At 48.4% G+C, this 17,679-nt stretch carries 3 protein-coding genes; all 3 read right to left on the bottom strand.

All coding sequences use genetic code 11. The features are described from left to right. Window positions 1-12: 12 nt before the first annotated feature. Complete coding sequence (locus ACOMHB_RS18695) at window positions 13-5,976, bottom strand: coiled-coil domain-containing protein (RefSeq protein ID WP_448217750.1); 5,964 nt, start codon at window positions 5,974-5,976, stop codon at window positions 13-15. Window positions 5,977-6,063: 87 nt separating this feature from the next. Beyond that, window positions 6,064-11,400, bottom strand: a complete 5,337-nt coding sequence (locus tag ACOMHB_RS18690) for a coiled-coil domain-containing protein (protein WP_448217749.1) — start codon at window positions 11,398-11,400, stop codon at window positions 6,064-6,066. A gap of 102 nt (window positions 11,401-11,502) precedes the next feature. After that, entirely contained in the window at window positions 11,503-17,634 is a 6,132-nt protein-coding gene (locus ACOMHB_RS18685) for a hypothetical protein (protein ID WP_448217748.1), read from the bottom strand. Window positions 17,635-17,679: the final 45 nt, after the last annotated feature.

Genomic DNA, 17,679 nt, shown 5'->3' with positions numbered 1-17,679 from the left:
GGTTTTCATTTGTTATTTGTAGAAGGCTCCCAGAGTGTAGGAGTAAGGAATGCTTTCTGCATGGGAAAACGACCATTTCGGCACATTTTCCCTGAAGTATTTCTCCCAGCTATTCTCAAATAGTTTCATGGTGCGATCACGACGTTCACGAAACTGCAGATAATGTTCGTGTCGAGTCCAGCCATAGATTGTGTTGTTTGCCTTAACACGGCTTGAGTAGTCTTCATCGTTTTCACTGAAACCTTGAGGTGTGGCAATAGTTGTACGTTTTAGATATTCATCTTGCTTTTCACCCGCACCAATCCAGCGATTCATCTTGTCAAGATTACGACCCAGAGGCCCACCCAGCCATTGAGTGAGCAGCTTGTTGTCGTTCATGAAGAAGTCGAAAGTGAGACCCGATGCCAGAGCGAATCCGAAGCTTTGGGCATAGGTAAACCCAGATATAAGGCCATGGGCGTATGCTCCGGCGGTGGCTACCGGACCCAGCACCAGACCGGCTGTGGCCGAGGCCAGCGTTTTCACTTTTTGTGGTGTCGCCCGGTGCAGCAGCGGTACCTGAATCCCTTGCCCGGAACCCATGGATTTCACCATTTCGGGCAGCAGACGGGAAATGCTGCGATACATCTGAGGATTGGCGTTGTACTGTCTGGCAAACAACATGCAGCCGGTTCTCAGCAGAATGACGGAGGAAGCGGCTTTACCCAATGGCATGGCCAGCCCGCCCACTTCAGAAACTTTTTCAATTCCCCTGTGGTAGGCATATTGCCGGGTTCGGTCAGGATCAGGACCAAAGCGTTCCAGCCAGTGCTGGAAAGGTGTGAGCATTCTGTGTAGATAATCACCCCTGTTGGTCAGATCCAGGAGATAGAGAAATGACATGTTGGTGAGGGAAAGCCCGGCAGCCTGTGCGGCGGTATGGGCCGTCAGCAGAGGTTTGTAACTGGAGAAGTACCAGGTGACAGCCTGTGCCAGAAAGGCTGAAGGCTTGACCCAGTATGCATTGAGCTGATACTCAACCACTGCAGCATGAGCCTGCATCAATGTGCCATGGATAGCCCTGATCAGTTCTGATTCAGAGAGTCCGGCAGCGACGGTATAAGGTGTCAGGGTATCCTGAACATTGGTCAGAAAGGCTGCCGTCCTGTGGCCATTGTCAAAGGCAATATCGTCAAGAACGAAGTTGGCAATGACCGCAGCTCCATACTCTTTCATGCCGACAATGGACTCCTTCATAGCTGTCGGGCCAGTTGCAGTCACGGACACTGGTGCAAAGGCTCTCTGGATGAATTCCTCAACACCCTTGTCAGACAGCATCCTTACAACAGCTTTGAAATGAGGCACATTGACGCCGTGTTTGTAGCCAAGGAAATGTTCAAATTGATCTACTGTCTGATAACCGTCGACATCTCTGAAGACTTTTATGTAATTCTCAAGTTCAATCTTGCTGACCAGATCTTCACGCAGCAAAGCGATGATCTTGTTACCACTGGCAGAACGGCTAGCGAAGTATTCCGGGAAGCTTTTCAGGTCCCCTGATTCATGCTCGACGAAGTGAATGGCTGTTTTGCCCATGCTGCGAATTTCGTCGTCGTATTGAAGTGCCCCTTTTTTCATCTCATTCCTGGCTTTGTGCACAAGCCTGAGGATTTTTTTCAGGTTGCTCCGAGGCAGACCTTCTGGAGGCTCGAAAGGGGGTTCCGGAAAGGTCTTTCTGAGTCTCTTGAAAACCTCCGCAACCAGACTGGCCTGTTTAAACGTCAGTGTGTCTCCGACCATTGCCTGCATGCGAATCGATGCAAATTCATCGTCAAAATCCAAACCAGGAAGGCAGGAGATTGTGTTACCGCTTTCTACTGCCAATTCTGCCAGACCCAGCGTGACTTCCAGAGCTTGTTTTTTGAGAGAGTGCTGCTGAACAAAGGCGTCCATCTCTTCCCTGACTATTGCCTGTCTCGGTGTGTACTGGAAGGGACCTCCGTCATTTTTTACAGCTTGCTCTGCAGCATCCAGGACCAGCTTCATCCTCTCAATGCCTGCTTCCCTGGTTTCAATCTCACCTTCCAGTCGGGTCCGCTCCTGAAGCAGTTGCTGGATCTTGCCGCCAGTATCATCATGACCGCCCGGTTGAACCTGTTTGTTTCTCAGGGCATCAACCCGTTGTTCATGAGTGTCGGTGGGTTCTGGCTTAAGATCCGCAGCTTTTTTTGTGAGCTGATTGTACTTTTTCCTGGTCAAAGGCAGTTCACCCTCAAATGCGTGGGGTTCCTCCTGACCATGAATGTTTGTATAGGCTTTATTGGCAGTAAAGTATTCGGCTTCTTCCAGCAAACCGTGCTCACCTGTTATCTGGATGTTCAGAACTTTTGTGGCTCTCTCAAGGACTTCATCCTGCCTTTCTGCACTAAGTCCCTGCAGGAAGTGTTCGATGTCGTTTACTCGCTCGCTGAGGGTTTGTTCATCACCTGTAGCCAGACCCAATAGCTTTTGACGGGCAGCCTCCTGCTCACTTTCAGCTTCTTGCAGTGCCCGCCTGGCTGTAGCCAGCTCACGATCAAGAGCGTACCGGGGTTTTGGTCCCAGGGGAGCCATTTGCCTGTCAAGCTCATCCTCGATGGCTTGGATACGCCCACTAACATCAAGCTGGCCTGCTTTGTAAATCTCAGAACCGACCCGTATGAGTTTATCTATAAGTAGACGGACCTGTTCGTCAATAGTGGCATCATTCTGATAGCCCTCAATGTTGAATCGACGGGCTATTTCATTGTTTAATTCTCTTTTGATACTTTCATCTTCATAGCTTCCGCGTACTACAGCCAATAATTCCCAGGCTACGGTTTTCAGAATTTGCTGCTTCTCAGACAGGCTGATATCTTTTTCAAACTCTACCTGCAGATCATTGGCCAGTTTAGTAGTAAAAGCTTTGCTTTTTTCTATAGCGGCAACGCTTCTGCGAGGGTCGATCTCCAGCTCCCATTCTACGTTCGCAAGATAAGATGACTGTAATTCGTTGACTCGCTCTTCCGATACCTCAACCAGAGACCTGAGGCGCGGATGGATCGATTTGAGTCTGAAATCCCTTCCTCTCTGGTCATCCCGGGTTGTGCCGTAATTCCCCCAGAGGATCTTATCCATCTCATCCAGGTCGTAAGCTGAGATATCATCGCCATCAAGTCTTTTATGAATCCTCTCAAGTCTTGCTGCTTTGTCATCACCTTCATTGCTGTCGATGTTGAATAATTTTTCTGAGGCTTCCAGTACCTTCAGGGCGTTTTCCTCCAGGCGTTCTCTGGCTGCTATGATGTATTTCTGAATGCCTTCGGAGATGATCTGGCGATGAAGATAAACGTCGTCCTCATCATTGAGGCGGTCGTCCTCAAGGACTCTTTCCACTTTTTTCAGTAAGCTGAGTATTTCTGGCCTGGTTTTGGGAGCCAGTGTTCGATCCATTATTTTTTTCAGCCTTGTAAGCTCGTAGAGCGTCATATTTAGTGCCCGTTCCATGGCATCGAGTTCTTCAGCTGTGGTGTTATCATTCAGCTCAACACCAAGAGTAGCTACCAGAACATCTTCATCGCCAGAGTTATAGATGTTGCGATGATCGCTGCTTCTCTGAACTCTCTGAGGCGGCTGTTCCTGCTCAGCATTCATTGTCTCAAGTTGTTGACGCAGACGTGCTTTTTCATCATTCATCGTCTTGATTTTTTGAATCAGGCTTTCATGTTGAACGAAAACATCCGCATCCTTGTCAAAATCCTGAATGTGCAAACGTGCGGCAATGGTCGCATGCTGGGATTTGATTTCAGCTTCTCTTGTAGTATCTGTTCTGAAGCTTCGTTGCTGAAAATGTTGTTGGGCGACCTGAGCTTCTTCTTCTGCAGGGTGTTGTTGAATGGCTTGGTCAGGGGCTTCCAGATCAGCTTCGTTGACGGGGTCCTGACTGATCTGTTCAGCTCTGTGCTGGTCCAACACAGCGTATGATTCTGCTTTTTCTTGCAGATGCTTTTGAATGGACTTAAAGCGCTCAAACAGATCGTTTTCATTGACCGGAGTAATACCGAGCTGGTCTTCAATGGTGGTCAGTTTTGCTTTTACGACGTCTATATTTGACTCTTCTCTTGTCCCGGATGACGTTACCACTGCCTGCAGCAGTTCATAAAATTCTTTTATGTTGACTCTGGCTTCTTCTCCTTCTGTTTTGGCAACATCAGCCTCTTGTTTCAGCCATATAACTTGACTGACTTCACGCCGAATTATCTGATTCTGATTTTCCAGATGTTTCAGCCGTATTCTGAGCAGTTCAAGCCTGTCGTCAAAACGGTGCTTTTCTCTCAGCTTTTCCTGACCACTATGAACAGCAATAGCCATTGTTTCTTTGACTTGTTCATTTGCGCGAAGTAATTTTTCATTTAGCTCGCCGAGTTTAGCCTCTTTTGCCCGCAGCTTCGCCAGATTGTTGTAAAACTCAAGCAGCTGTCTGGTCATCATATCGCTCATGACTTTGGAAGCAAACTTTTCGTTTCCCTCAGAAGTATCGATCTGCGCCTGGTTGATATTGCTGATAGTGGGTATCACATTATGAATGTTCTGCATAAATTGCGCGTTAATCAGAAGGTTCCTGAATACGGGTTGGAAACCGAAGTTTTTTACCAGTTGATTATGCATCCAGGTCGGCGTGATGACTGACGAAACGATTCTGATGTGTTTCAGCGTGAACTCAACTTCGTCTGTTCCATGTGCTCTATTTGTAATGACAGTGTTCAATGCCTGTTGCAGAGATTCATAATATAAAAGCGCAAACGTCGACATTTTATCTTCAATTGAAATGGTCGTTGGTTGATCCGTGTTAACGCCGGAATCGAGCCGCGCAATAAACTTCTCCAGCAGTTCCATCTGCCTGCTTCGAATGATGTACAGGTAGCTTTTGAAATTATCTTTTTTAACTTGTGTTGTTAATGCCGGGGCGGGGCTCTTAATTTCTAACCAGCGTTTATGGAGGCTCTCTACAAAAGCAATATCATGGGGATTCTGCATCTGACCATAGAAAACAATAATCTCTCCCGGAGCTTCCTTTACTTTCAGTATTGGATAACCCGCAGGCACAGGATAAACCTGTTTGTCATCCTCGACATTGACAACATATCCGACGGGTTTGCTGTATGCCAATAGCTCATTAAGAGCCTGCTGTTGTACATCTTGTCCCAGGATATGAACCTGAATATAGGCAGAGGTGGCTGCTGCCAGGAGAGCCTCATCATTGACAAAGAGTGATTGACCCAGACGTTGCAGTTCAGGGGGCTGTTCGCTTGAAGCGATAAGGCTCATGAAGGTACGTCCATTCACTTCAACTTTTTCTGTTTCAATGGTGGCAAGGGCTACATAGTGGTCACTTGTTCCGAGGTTTCCTGCTCTGTTACTGGCAGCTTTCAGTACTCCAGCCAGTTGTCGGGGGCTGGCGACTTTCGTTAACGGTTCCAGTGATTGAATGCCAACTAATTGATCACGAACAGCCGCAACTGAATCCTGATCGGTCATTCCGCCTCTGATTTCAATGACCAGTTCCTTTTCTTCAAGGTTATGAGTGAACCTGAAAACACCCTCATCTGCCACCTTCAGGACTTTGGTGTATTTCACAGCAACGTCCTTCTCACCTGTTTCAAACAGCTCAACACTGGAAACGCCACCATCAACACCAGCAAGAGCGTTAGTAAAGCCCCTGGTATGAGCGAAAGAACTCTTTTTGACTGTCTGATCAGGGTAGGTGGTTGTAAAGGAGTTGGGTACTGGCTGCTGGTCATCGCCTAACGTTGGCTGAACTATGACTTCACTCTGGGTAAATTCCACTTGTCCACTGCAACGAATATCGATAGATTTAGTCTGCAGTTTGCGATCTGTCACAGCCTGTGTGCCAAGGATGGAAGAGCAGATTGCAACGGCCACCGCAAGGCGTAATGCATTCGGGCGAGCATTTGTCATTCTACTACCTCAGAGCTGAGTACTTTTATGACTATGAAAAGCGATGGCCACACCCGGCGGGAAGCAGCTTTTAATTACTTATGGCTGTCAGTGGGTCATGGTTGCAGATTGAAATCCTGATTGAGGGGCATTGCTCTTATCAGGACCGTGAACTTTCTGATTATCGCCCTGTTGCAACTTATAAAAGGCACCCAGAGTGTAGGAGTAAGGAATACTTTTTGCATGGGAAAACGACCATTTCGGTACATTTTCCCTGAAGTATTTCTCCCAGCCATTCTCAAACAGTTTCATAGTGCGATCCCGGCGTTCACGGAACTGCAGATAATGTTCGTGTCGAGTCCAGCCATACATCGTGTTGTTTGCTTTAACACGGCTTGAGTAGTCATCATCGTTTTCACTGAAGCGTTGAGGTGTGGCAACAGTTGTACGTTTCACATATTCATCTTGTGTTTCACCCACACCAATCCAGCGATTAATCTTGTCAAGACTGCGACCCAGAGGCCCACCCAACCACTGAGTAAGCAGTTTGTTGTCGTTCATGAAAAAGTCGAAAGTGAGGCTGGATGCCAGAGCGAATCCGAAGGTTTGAGCGTAGGTAAACCCTGATATAAGACCATGAGCGTATGCTCCGACAGTGGCTACCGGACCCAGCACCAGACCGGCTGTGGCCGAGGCCAGAGTTTTCACTTTTTGTGGTGTTACCCTGTGCAGCAGCGGTACCTGAACCCCCTGCCCGGAACCCATGGATTTCACTATTTCGGGCACCAGGCGGGAAATGCTGCGATACATCTGAGGATTGGCGTGGTACTGTCTGGCAAACAACATGGAGCCGGTTCTGAGTAGAATGACTGCAGAAGCGGCCTTGCCCAATGGCATGGTCAGCCCGCCCACTTCAGAGATTTGTTCAATGCCAGTGTGGTAGGTATATTGCCCGGTTCTGTCAGGATCATCACCGCAGTTTTCCAGCCAGTGCCGGAAAGGTGTGAGTATTCTGTGCAGGTAATCACCCCGGTTGGTCAGATCCAGAAGATAGAGAAACGCCATGTTTGACAGCGACAGATCGGCAGCCTGCCAGGCGCTGTGGGTCGCCAGCAGGGGTTTGTAACTGGAGTAGTACCAGGTGACAGCCTGTACCAGGAAGGCTGAAGGTTTGACCCAGTGATCATTGAGCTGCTGCTCAACCGCTGCGATATGAGCCTGCATTAATGTGTTATGGATAGCCTTGAGCAGGTCTGATTCAGACAGGCCGACAGCATTGGCATAAGGCGTCAGGGTATCCTGGAGATGGGTCAGGAAGGCTGCCGTCCTGTGGCCATTGTCAAAGGCAATATCGTCAAGAACATAGTTGGCGATGACAGCGGCAGCGTACTCTTTCATGCCGTCAACAGATTCTTTCATACCTGCCGGGCCAGACGCAGTGACGGTCACGGGCGTAAAGGCACTTTGCATGAATTCCTCAACACCCTTCTCGGACAGCATCCGGACATCGGCTTTGAAGTCAGGCACATTGACCCCGTGTTTGTAGCCAAGAAAGTGTTCAAAGTCAGCCACTGTCTGATGACCATCGACGTCTCTGACGGCCTTCATGTAGTTCTCAAGTTCAACCTTGCTGATCAATCCTTCACGCAGCAGAGTTATGATCTTGTTACCACTGGCAGAATGGCTGGCGAAGTATTCCGAGAAGCTTTTCAGGTCCTCTGTCTCATACTCGACGTAGTGAATGGCTGTTTTGCCCATGCTGTGAATGGCTTCGTCGTATTGTTGAGCCCCGGTTTGCAGCTCACCCCTGACCCAGTTCACCAGCAGCTGAACTTCTAGCAGGGCAATCATAGGCATAAATGCTATTCGCCCGGGAGGCAGGTGCGCGCAGTTCGTCATCAGGCTCTTGAAGACTTTCACTATCCGACTGGCCCGGGCAAACGTCAGGCCGTCTCCGACCATTGCCCTCAGGCGAACCGGTGCAAATTCATTGTCAAAATCGAAATCCACAAGCGAGGGGCTTGCCTTACCGTTTTCCAGGGCTAATTCTGTCAGACCTATTGCAGCTTCCAGAGCTTGTTTATTGATAGAGTGGTGTTTCATGTAGTTTTGCATATCGCTCAGAAGTTTTACCTGCTTCGGCGTGTACTGGAAGGGGCCGCCGTCATTTTCGACGGCTTTCTCTGCAGTCTTCAGGACTTCCTTCATTCTTTCAATGTCGACTTTCCTGTTTGCTATCTCAGCTGTCAGTTGGGCCCTTTCCCGATTCAGTTGCTGGATCTTGCCGCCAGTTCCATCATGTCCGCCCAGTTGTACCTGTCTGTTTCTCAGGGCATTAATCCGGTCTTCACAGGTCTGAGTGGAGTCAGGTGTAAGCCCCTCAGCTTCTTCAGTGGCATCAAGATCCGCTGCCACTTGTTTGTTACTAATAGCATTCAGTCTTTGATTAGCAGTCTCGAGCTCACTTTCAGCTTTTTGTATTGCCTGTCTGGCCTGAGCCAGCTCACGATCAAGAACGTATCGGGGCCTGGGCCCCAGACGAGCCATTTGCCGGTCAAGCTCATTCTCGATGGCTACAATACGCTCATTAACGTCAGGCTGATCGACATTGAAAACTTCTTTATCCAGCTTTTGGAGTTTTTTTCCAATCAGACGGTTCTGGTCGTCGATAGTGGCATCTTCTTTATAATCCCGGATGTTGAGTTGATGAGCTATTTCATTGTTCCAGACTCTTCTGGCAGCTTCATCATCATAGAGTGCCGCTAATTTTTCGATTAATTCCTGAATTTTGGTTCTCAGGGTAGCCTTCTGATCAGACAGGTCGTCATCCTGATCAAAGGCGACATCAAGCTCTTTGGCCAGTTTGACAGTGAAAGCCTTGCCTCTCTCTTTAGCCGCATCGTTGTCATCAGGGTAGATGCTCAGCTCGTTCTCTATAGCTCCAAGCAAACCTGTCTGTTGTTTTCTGATTTGCATATCCAGGTACGAATCGTCGATTTTATAGTTGAGAATCGCACGAATCTTGGTGAGTTTGAGACTGCTCTCGTCCAGAATTGTGCTGTCTTCTTTACAGAAGGTTTGATGTATCTGATCCAGGGCATTTTCATAGCTATCATCGCCGTCAGGTATTGTATAAATCCGGGCAGGTCTTGCTGCTTTGTCATTCTCTTTATTGAATTTGATGTTGAGTGTTTTTTCTGAGGCTTCCAGCCGGTCGGTCTGTTGTTCAGTGGCTTCGAGTTTATAGACCCACCCCCAGGCCCACGAGATGTCACTTATCTCATTCTCTATCTTATCCAGTATCTCATCTGAGAGAAGATCACTGTTAAGTATTATAAAAACTCTGTTGAGTCTTGTTGCTTTGTCATCCTCTTCGCTGACTTTGAGGTTGAGTTCTTTTTCTACGACTTCCAGTATGTTCCGGGCCCTTTTCTCAGCCAGCCGTCTGGTATTTCTGATGTATTCCTGTATGCCTTTAGAAATGTCCTGGCGACGGAGATACACATCGTCGTCTTGATCAGGGTCACCCCGGTGAAGGACTTTTTCTAAGGCACTCAGCTTCTCAAGTACTTCAGGCCAGGCTTTCGGGTGGCCCGGTGTTCTGATGTCTTCCAGCGCTTCTTCCAGTGCCTTAAGCCTGAAGTGTTTGGTATATAACATTGCTTCCAGGGCAGTGTCATCGGGTGTGCCTGGTGGGCTGTCAGTGCCAGGGACCGTAGTGAGAGCGCTGGTTTTGACCCTGGTGTAAGAATCCTCAGCAAACTCTTGATCGTGCATTGTCTGAACTTCCTGAAGCAGGCGTTGCTTTTGAGCATTCAATGTATTGATTTCTTCAAGCAGTCTTTCTTGCTGAGCATCAACATCTGCATTGCTATCAAAATTCTGAATGTTTAAATGTGCGGCAATGGTTGCATAGTGGGCTTTGATTTTTGCCTGCAGCTCTGCCTGCGTGTTGTCCAACTCAAGGTCCTTACGGACCATGTTAGCAATGACTTTTTTAACTAAGTTTGTGTCTTCGACAAGGGCAAAGCCCCTCATCAGCAGTTCGTTGAGAATGTCTGTACCTCTTTGAACATTGAGAAAAAAATGCCGACTGTTCAGGAGGTCTCTGAGTAGGGGTTTAAAGCTGAAGATTTTTTCGAGTTGAACCAGCATCCAGCCCGGCGTGATGACCGATGTCGTGACTACGATCTGTCCTGCTGTCAATTCGAATTCATCGGTTGCATCCTGACTAACAATGGTTAATACCTGCTGTATAGATTCATAGTATGCAAGTATCGCAAGTTTATCCTGGTCCAGTTCAGCATCCTGTTGTATAGCTAAATTGTCAGCAAATTCCTCAAGCAGCGCCATCTGCGTACTTCGAATGGCGTACTGGTAGCTTTTGACCTTGTCTTTTTTAACCCGTGCAATTTTGTCATTGTCATTGTCATTAGCGTCAGATTGTTCACAGAGGTTATAGAGACATTCCACAAAAGCGACATCAGCCGGATTTTGCTTCTGACCACGGAAAACAATCCTGTCCGCCGTAGCTTCAGTCACCTCCAGTTTCAGATAACCCTCAGGCACAGAGTATACCTGTGTGTTGTCCTCAGCATGGACAACATAGCCGACGGGCTGCTGGTATGACAGCAAATCCTCCAGAATATCCTGTTGTAAATGTTTCCCAAGAATATGAACCTGGGTATAGGCAGAGGTGGCTGCAGCTAAAAGAACCTCATCATTGACAAAGATCGACTGCCCCAGGCGCTGCAGTTCCGGAGGTTGATCACCTGCAGCGATAAGACGCATGAAGGTGCGCCCGTTCACTTCAAATTCGTCCACATCAATGGTGACCAGGTCAACATAGTGATCAGCCTTGCCAAGGTTGCCTGCTCTTTCGTACGCACCCTTGAGCACTCCGGCCAGGTGTGAGGGGCTGGCGATTTTTGTTAACGGTTCCAATGATGGGAGGTCATCTGATTGAGCACGAACAGCCGTAATTGAATCCTGATGAGTCATTCCCTCCCTTACCTCAATGACCAGTTTCTCTCCTGCAAGGTTATGGGTGAACCTGAAGACCCCTTCATCACCGACCTTCAGGACTTTGGTGTATTTCTGAGCAGCGTTGTTGTTGTCTGTTGTAAACAGGTCAACGCTGGAAACGCCACCGCTGATACCTGAGAGAACATCTGTGAAGCCTTCGGAAGGAACCTTATAGCCCCTTCGGATCTGAGTCTGATCAGGGTAGGTGGTTGTAAAGGATTTGGGTAACGGCTGCTGGTCATGACCTAAAGTTGGCTTAACGATGACCTCGCTCTGGACGAACTCCACCTGTTCATTGCCCGGAATATCGATAGATTTTATCTGCAGCCTGCGATCGGCCAGTGCGTCCGTAACAGAGATGGAAGAGCTGATTGCAGCGGCCACTGTCAGGCTCAAGGCATTGGGGCGGACTCTTGTCATTCTACTACCTCAGAGCAGAGTACTTTATTACCCTGAAAAAGTGATGGCTACGCCGGACAGGGAAGCAGCTTTTAATGATCCATAGCCTTCAGTGGCTCATGGTTACAGATAGAGATTTTGATTGGGGGCATTGCTCTTATCATGACCCTGAATTTTTGGATCATCGCCCTGTCGCAACTCATAGAAGGCTCCCAGAGTGTAGGAGTAAGGAATACTTTCTGCATGGGAAAACGACCATTTAGGTACATTTTCTCTGAAGTATTTCTCCCAGCCATTCTCGAATAGCTTCATGGTGCGATCCCGGCGTTCACGGAACTGCAGATAGTTTTCGTGTCGAGTCCAGCCATACAGGGCGTTGTTTGCTTTAACTCGTTTTGCGTAGGCTTCATCGTTTTCATTGAAGCGCTGAGGTGGGGCAATGGCCGACCTTTTTATATATTCATCATCCGTTTCACCCACGCCCAGCCAGCGATTAATCCTGTCAAGACTTCGACCCAGAGGGCCACCCAGCCATTGAGTGAGCATTTTGTTGTCGTTCATAAAAAAGTCGAAAGTGAGACTCGACGCCAGAGCGAATCCGAAGGTCTGGCCATAAGTGAATCCGGATATAAGGCCATAGGCGTATGCTCCGACCGTGGCTACCGGGCCCAGCACCAGTCCCGCTGTGGCAGAGGCCAGAGTTTTCACTTTTTGTGGTGTCACCCTGGGCAGCAGCGGCACCTGAATCCCTGGTCCGGTACTCATGGATTTGACTACTTCGAATGTTTGGGCATGGGTAAAGCCGGGTAAAAGTCCTTGGACGTGTATTCCCAAGGTGGCTGCCGGGCCCAGCACCAGGCCGGCTGTTGAGGCCAGGGTTTTCACTACTTGTGGTGTAACCCTGTGCAGCTGCGGCAACTGAATCCTTTGTCCGGAACCCATGGATTTGACTATTTCTGGCAACAGACGGGACATGCTGCGATACATCTGCGGGTTGGCGTTGTACTGTCTGGCAAAGAGTATGGAGCCGGTTTTCAGCAGAATGACTGAAGAGGCGGCCTTACCCAATGGCATGGCCAGCCCGCCCACTTCAGAAACTTTTTCAATTCCGCTGTGGTAGGCATATTGCACGGTTCGGTCAGAATCAACACCGACGCGTTCCAGCCAGTGCTGGAAAGGTATGAGCATCCGGTGCAGATAATCACCCCGGTTGGTCAGATCCAGAAGATAGAGGAATGACATGTTCAAGAGAGACTGCTCGGCAGCCTGCACTGTGGTATGGGTCACCAGCAGAGGTTTGAAGCTGGAGTAGTACCAGGTGACGGCCTGTACCAGAAAGGCTGAAGGTTTGCCCCAGTAGTTGTTGAGCTGATACTCAACCGCTGCGCCATGAGCCTGCATCAATGTGCCATGGATAGCCTTGATCAATTCGGTTTCAGAGAGTCCGGCAGCATTGGCATAAGGAGTCAGGGTATCCTGAACATTGGTCAGAAAGGCTGCCGTTCTGCGGCCATTGTCAAAGGCAATATCGTCAAGAACATAGTTGGCGATGACAGCAGCGGCATACTCTTTCATGCCGTCAACAGACTCTTTAATGCCCGCCGGGCCAGTCCTGGTCACGGTCACAGGGGTAAAGACGCTTTGCATGAATTCCTCTGCACCCTTGTCGGACAGCATATGGACAATGGTGTTGAACAGAGGCAAATTGACACGGTGTCTGTAGTAAAGGAAGAATTCAAACTCAGCCGCTCTGTGAAAACCTCTGGCGGCCCCCATATCGGCACTTCTGACGGCCTTTACGTAGTTTTCAAGTTCAACCTTGCTGATCAGACCTTCACGCAGCAGAGTTATGATCTTGTTACAATTGGCGGAATGGGCAGCCAGGTATTGCGAAAAGTCTTTCAGGTCACCTGGTATGTGCTCGACATAGTGAATGGCTCTTTGACCCATGCCGTTCACTTCGTCATCGTATTGTTGGGCCCCTTTTCCCAACTGACTCCTGGTCACGCAAACAAGCATGTAGATTTGTGCCATGATATTCACAGGCTGATCTTCTTCAGACCAGAAAGGGGGGTCCGGGAAGCTCGTCTTCAGGCTCTTGAAGACTTCTACAATCCGACTGGCCTGATTAAAAGACAGATTGTCGCCAACCAGCATCCGCAAATGAACGGTTGCCAATTCATCGTCAAAATCGAAAGTCGTAATCCAGGAGATTTCATTATCGCTCTTCACTGCCAGTTCTGCCAAACCCAGCGCGGCTTCCAGAGCTTGTTGTTTGAGAGCGTTATGCTGCGTGAAATCGTCTATGACGGCCCGTACTCTTGCCTGTTCCGGCGTGTACTGGAAGGGACCGCCGTCATTTTCGACGGCTGTCTCTGCCGTCTTCAGGGCTTTCTTCATTGACTCAATGTCAGCTTTCCTGGTTTCAATCTGAGCTTCCAGATAATCTCTTTCCTGAACCAGTTGCCCAATCTTGCCGCCAGTACCATCATTCCCGCCCAGTTTTAGCTGCCTGTTTCTCAGGGCATCAACCCGGTCTTGACAGGTGTCAGTGGAGTCTGGTGTAAGACCCATGGCTTCTTCAGCGGCTTCAAGAAGCGCCTCATGCTCCGGGTCTTGTTTTACATTGGCTACATCTCTGCTTTTCCTGTCATGCTCACGCAGGAATTCCGTGACCTGATTGTAATTTTTCCTTGCCAGAGGCAGTTCACCCTGTGCTTCCCCGGGGATATCGCTTTCGTCCAGACCCTTAATTGCCTGATTGAGGACCCTGTTGTCATCCTCCGAGGTATGCTGGAGGTCAGCACGGTTCCCCGCAAATGCCGCACGTTTGCCACAAAGCATATTCAGTTGCTTATAAACACCCGTCAGATCACTTTCAGCTTCTTTCAGTGCTCGTCTGGCAGTGGCTAGCTCACGATCAAGAACGAATCGGGGTTTGGGACCCAGGCGAGCCATTTGCCTGTCAAGTTCATTTTCGATGTCTGCAATGCGCTCATTAATGTCGGGCTGATCGGCATTGAAAACGTCTTCATCGAGCTGTTGGAGTGTTGTTTCAATCAGACTGTTCTGGTCGTCGATAGTGGCATCTTCTTTATAATCCTCAATGTTGAGTTGATGAGCCACTTCATTGTTTCTGGCTCTTCTGACAGCTTCATCGTCGCAGGCTTCATGTAGCTCATCCATTAATGCCTGAATTTTGCCTCTCAGAGCATCCTTCCGGGCAGGCAGGTTGTCATCCTCTGCAAAAGCTACCTTCAGATCACTGGCCAGTTTAGTAGTGAAAGCCTTGCCTCTTTCTTTGGCAGCAAGGTTTTCATGAGGATTGATACTCAGCTTGAACTCTATAGCATCAAGCATACTTGCCTGTTGATCTCTGGCTTGCTTATCCAGACACGAATCTTTGGTTTTATAGGTAAGAATCGCACTAAGCTTTTTGACTACGAGCTCCCTTGGGTTAAGAGCTTCGCTGTCTTTTTGCCAGAGGGTATCATCTATTTCTTCCATCATGTATTCAGAGGTCAAGTCTTTGTCAAGTACTTCACGAACCCAGGCCAGTCTTGCTGCCAGGTCTTTCTCTTCTTCCCATGGGATGCGGAGTATTGCTTCTACTTCTTTCAGCAGATCGAGCTGTTGTTTTCCGGTCGGGTTATCCGGGTCGGAGTCTTCGAATTTATGATGAAGGTAAGCATGCAGCTTGATGCGTATGAGATCATCCCAATCCAGAGCTCTGCTTTCATAGGCCCAGAGGGTGCCATCCAGCTCATCCAGTATCTCAGCCAGTGTGTTGTCTGAGAGATCAGCGTTGTTAAGTATTTTAAGAATCCGGGTGAGTCTTGTTGTTTTGTTATCCTCTTCATTGAGGTTGATACTGAGTTCTGCTTCTACGTCTTCCAGTATCCTATATGCTACAAACTCTGCATATTCTCTGGCGTCTCTGATGTATGCCCGCATGTGATCGGAAATGTCCCAGCGTTGGATGTGCAGGTCTTCGTTCCGATTACTTACACTTTGCCGCAGAACTTTTAGTACGGCATTCAGAGTCTTAATTACTTCAGGCCTGATTTTGGGGTGGCCGGGTGTTTTGAAGTCAGCCAGTTCTTCTTCCAGCTCTGCAAGCCTGAAGAGCCTGGTGTATACCATTTTTTCCAGGACATCGTCTTCTGGTATGCTGCCGTCACCTGGCTCAATACCAAGAACTGCTGCCAGAGCACCTTTTTTGGCCCTGGCGTGAGCATTCTCTGCATTAAGTTCAACATCCACCGTCTGAGGCTTCTGAAAAAGACTTTCCTGTTCACGAATCAGTTGTTTTTTTTGATCATCCAATGCCTTAATTTTCTGAAGCAAATGTTTTTCCTGATTATTGATATCATCATTGCTATCAAAATCCTGAATGTTTAAATATGAGGCAATGGTTGCATAGCGGGCTTTGATCGCAGCTGCTATTTCAGGCTTTTCTGTTGTGGCCACCGCTAGATTGGTTCCATGAGTTCTTATACTGGTGAGTCTGGCTTGTTTTGCTGGTGGCGGGCTATCATCAGAGTCACCAATGTCGGATTCTGCTAATCGTTCCGTGTTGTCAATGTATGGGGCTTTTGACCCGGCATCACGAGGTTGTTTCACCGGCCCCGGGGTTCGTTTTACTGTCAGGGTTTGCCTGTTGTTGGCAATCGCTGCTGCGGTTGCGCGATCTGATGATCTGCTTATCCCGGTGAGTCCGGCCTCTTTATGCTGTAGCTTTTCCCGCAGGCTTTCTATCTCAAGCAGCTTCCCGGTAAGGTCAGCAACGACTTTGGAAGTAAAGCTTTTGTCTTTGCTAAAAGTATCGCTAAACGTTTTGGTGACAATGGGTATAACCTGGTGAAGATTCTGAACAAAATGCCGGTTAGTCAGGAGATTTCTAAGTACGGGTTTGAAGCCGAAGTATTCTGCGAGTTGAAGATGGATCCAGGTTGGCGTGATAAACGACGAAGCGAATCTGAGGTGGGGTATTGTCAATTCAAATTCATCTGCTCCGTCCAAAGTAGCAGAGGTCAAAGCCTGCTGAAGATATTCATAGTATGCAAGCATCGACAGCTTACCATCGTATTCAAACGTCGTTTGTCCGGCATTGTCAGGTCCGTAATTGTGCTGTGCAGCCAGCTCCTCAAGGAGAGCCATCTGCTTGCTCCGAATGATGTACCGGTAGCTTTCGATTCTGTCTTTTTTAACCTGCGCTGTTGCTTCAGGAGGGGGGGCATTGTTATTAAATTCTCTCTTCCAGATGTCAGAGAGAGCTTTCACAAAAGTGACATCGGCCGGGTTCTGCTTCTGACCACGGAAAACAATAGTGTCTCCCGTGGCCTCAGTCACTTCCAGTATTGGATAATTCTCAGGCACAGGATAAGCCTGTGTGTCTTCCTCGACGTGTACAACATAGCCGACGGGTTTGTTGTGTGCTAATAGTTCATTAAGAGCCTGCTGTTGTAAGTTCTCTCCCAGGACATGAACCTGGATATAGGCAGAAGCGGCTGCTGTCAGGAGAACATCGTCGTTGACAAAGAGTGATTGACCCATACTTTGCACTTCAGGGGGGCGATCGCCCGAAGCGATAAGACCCATGAAGGTGCGCCCATTTACTTCAACTTTTTCTACTTCAACGGTGGCAAGGGCAACATAGTGATCACTTTTGCCAAGGCTTCCCTCTCTGTCGTCGGCACCTTCCAGTAAAAAAGCCAGCTGTATGGGGCTGGCGATTTTCGTTAACGGTTCTAATGATTGAAGGCTGCCCAATTGATCACGAACAGCCTTGACTGAATCCTGATCGGTCATTCCGCCTCTGACTTCAATGACCAACTTCTTTTCTTCAAGGTTATGGGTGAACCTGAAGACTCCTTCATCACCTACCTCCAGGACTTTGGTGTATTTCTGAGCAACGTTATTCTCGTCTGTTTCAAACTGATCAACACTGTAGACGCCACTACCAATGCCAGAAAGAACTCTTGTCAAGCTTAAGCAGGGATGGACATAGTCTTCACTTTCCTGAGGCTGATAAGGGTAGATGGTGGTAAAAGATTTGGGTATTGGCTGTTCGTCATGACCTATAGTTCGCAGAACAATAACCTCACTCTGGGTAAACTCCACATGACCATTGCCCGTAACATCGACAGATTTTGTCAGCAGCCTGCGATCGGCCAATACCTGTGGACCAACGAGAGACGAGCTGATTGCAACGGCCACTGCAAGGCTTAACGCATTGTGATGAGCATTTGTCATTCTGCTACCTCAGAGGTGAGTACTTTTTATTAGCGTGAAAAATGA

Source organism: Endozoicomonas sp. 2B-B (assembly GCF_053470045.1).
The sequence above is the reverse complement of the archived record's forward strand: the minus strand, read 5'-3'. Positions and strand labels throughout refer to the sequence as shown.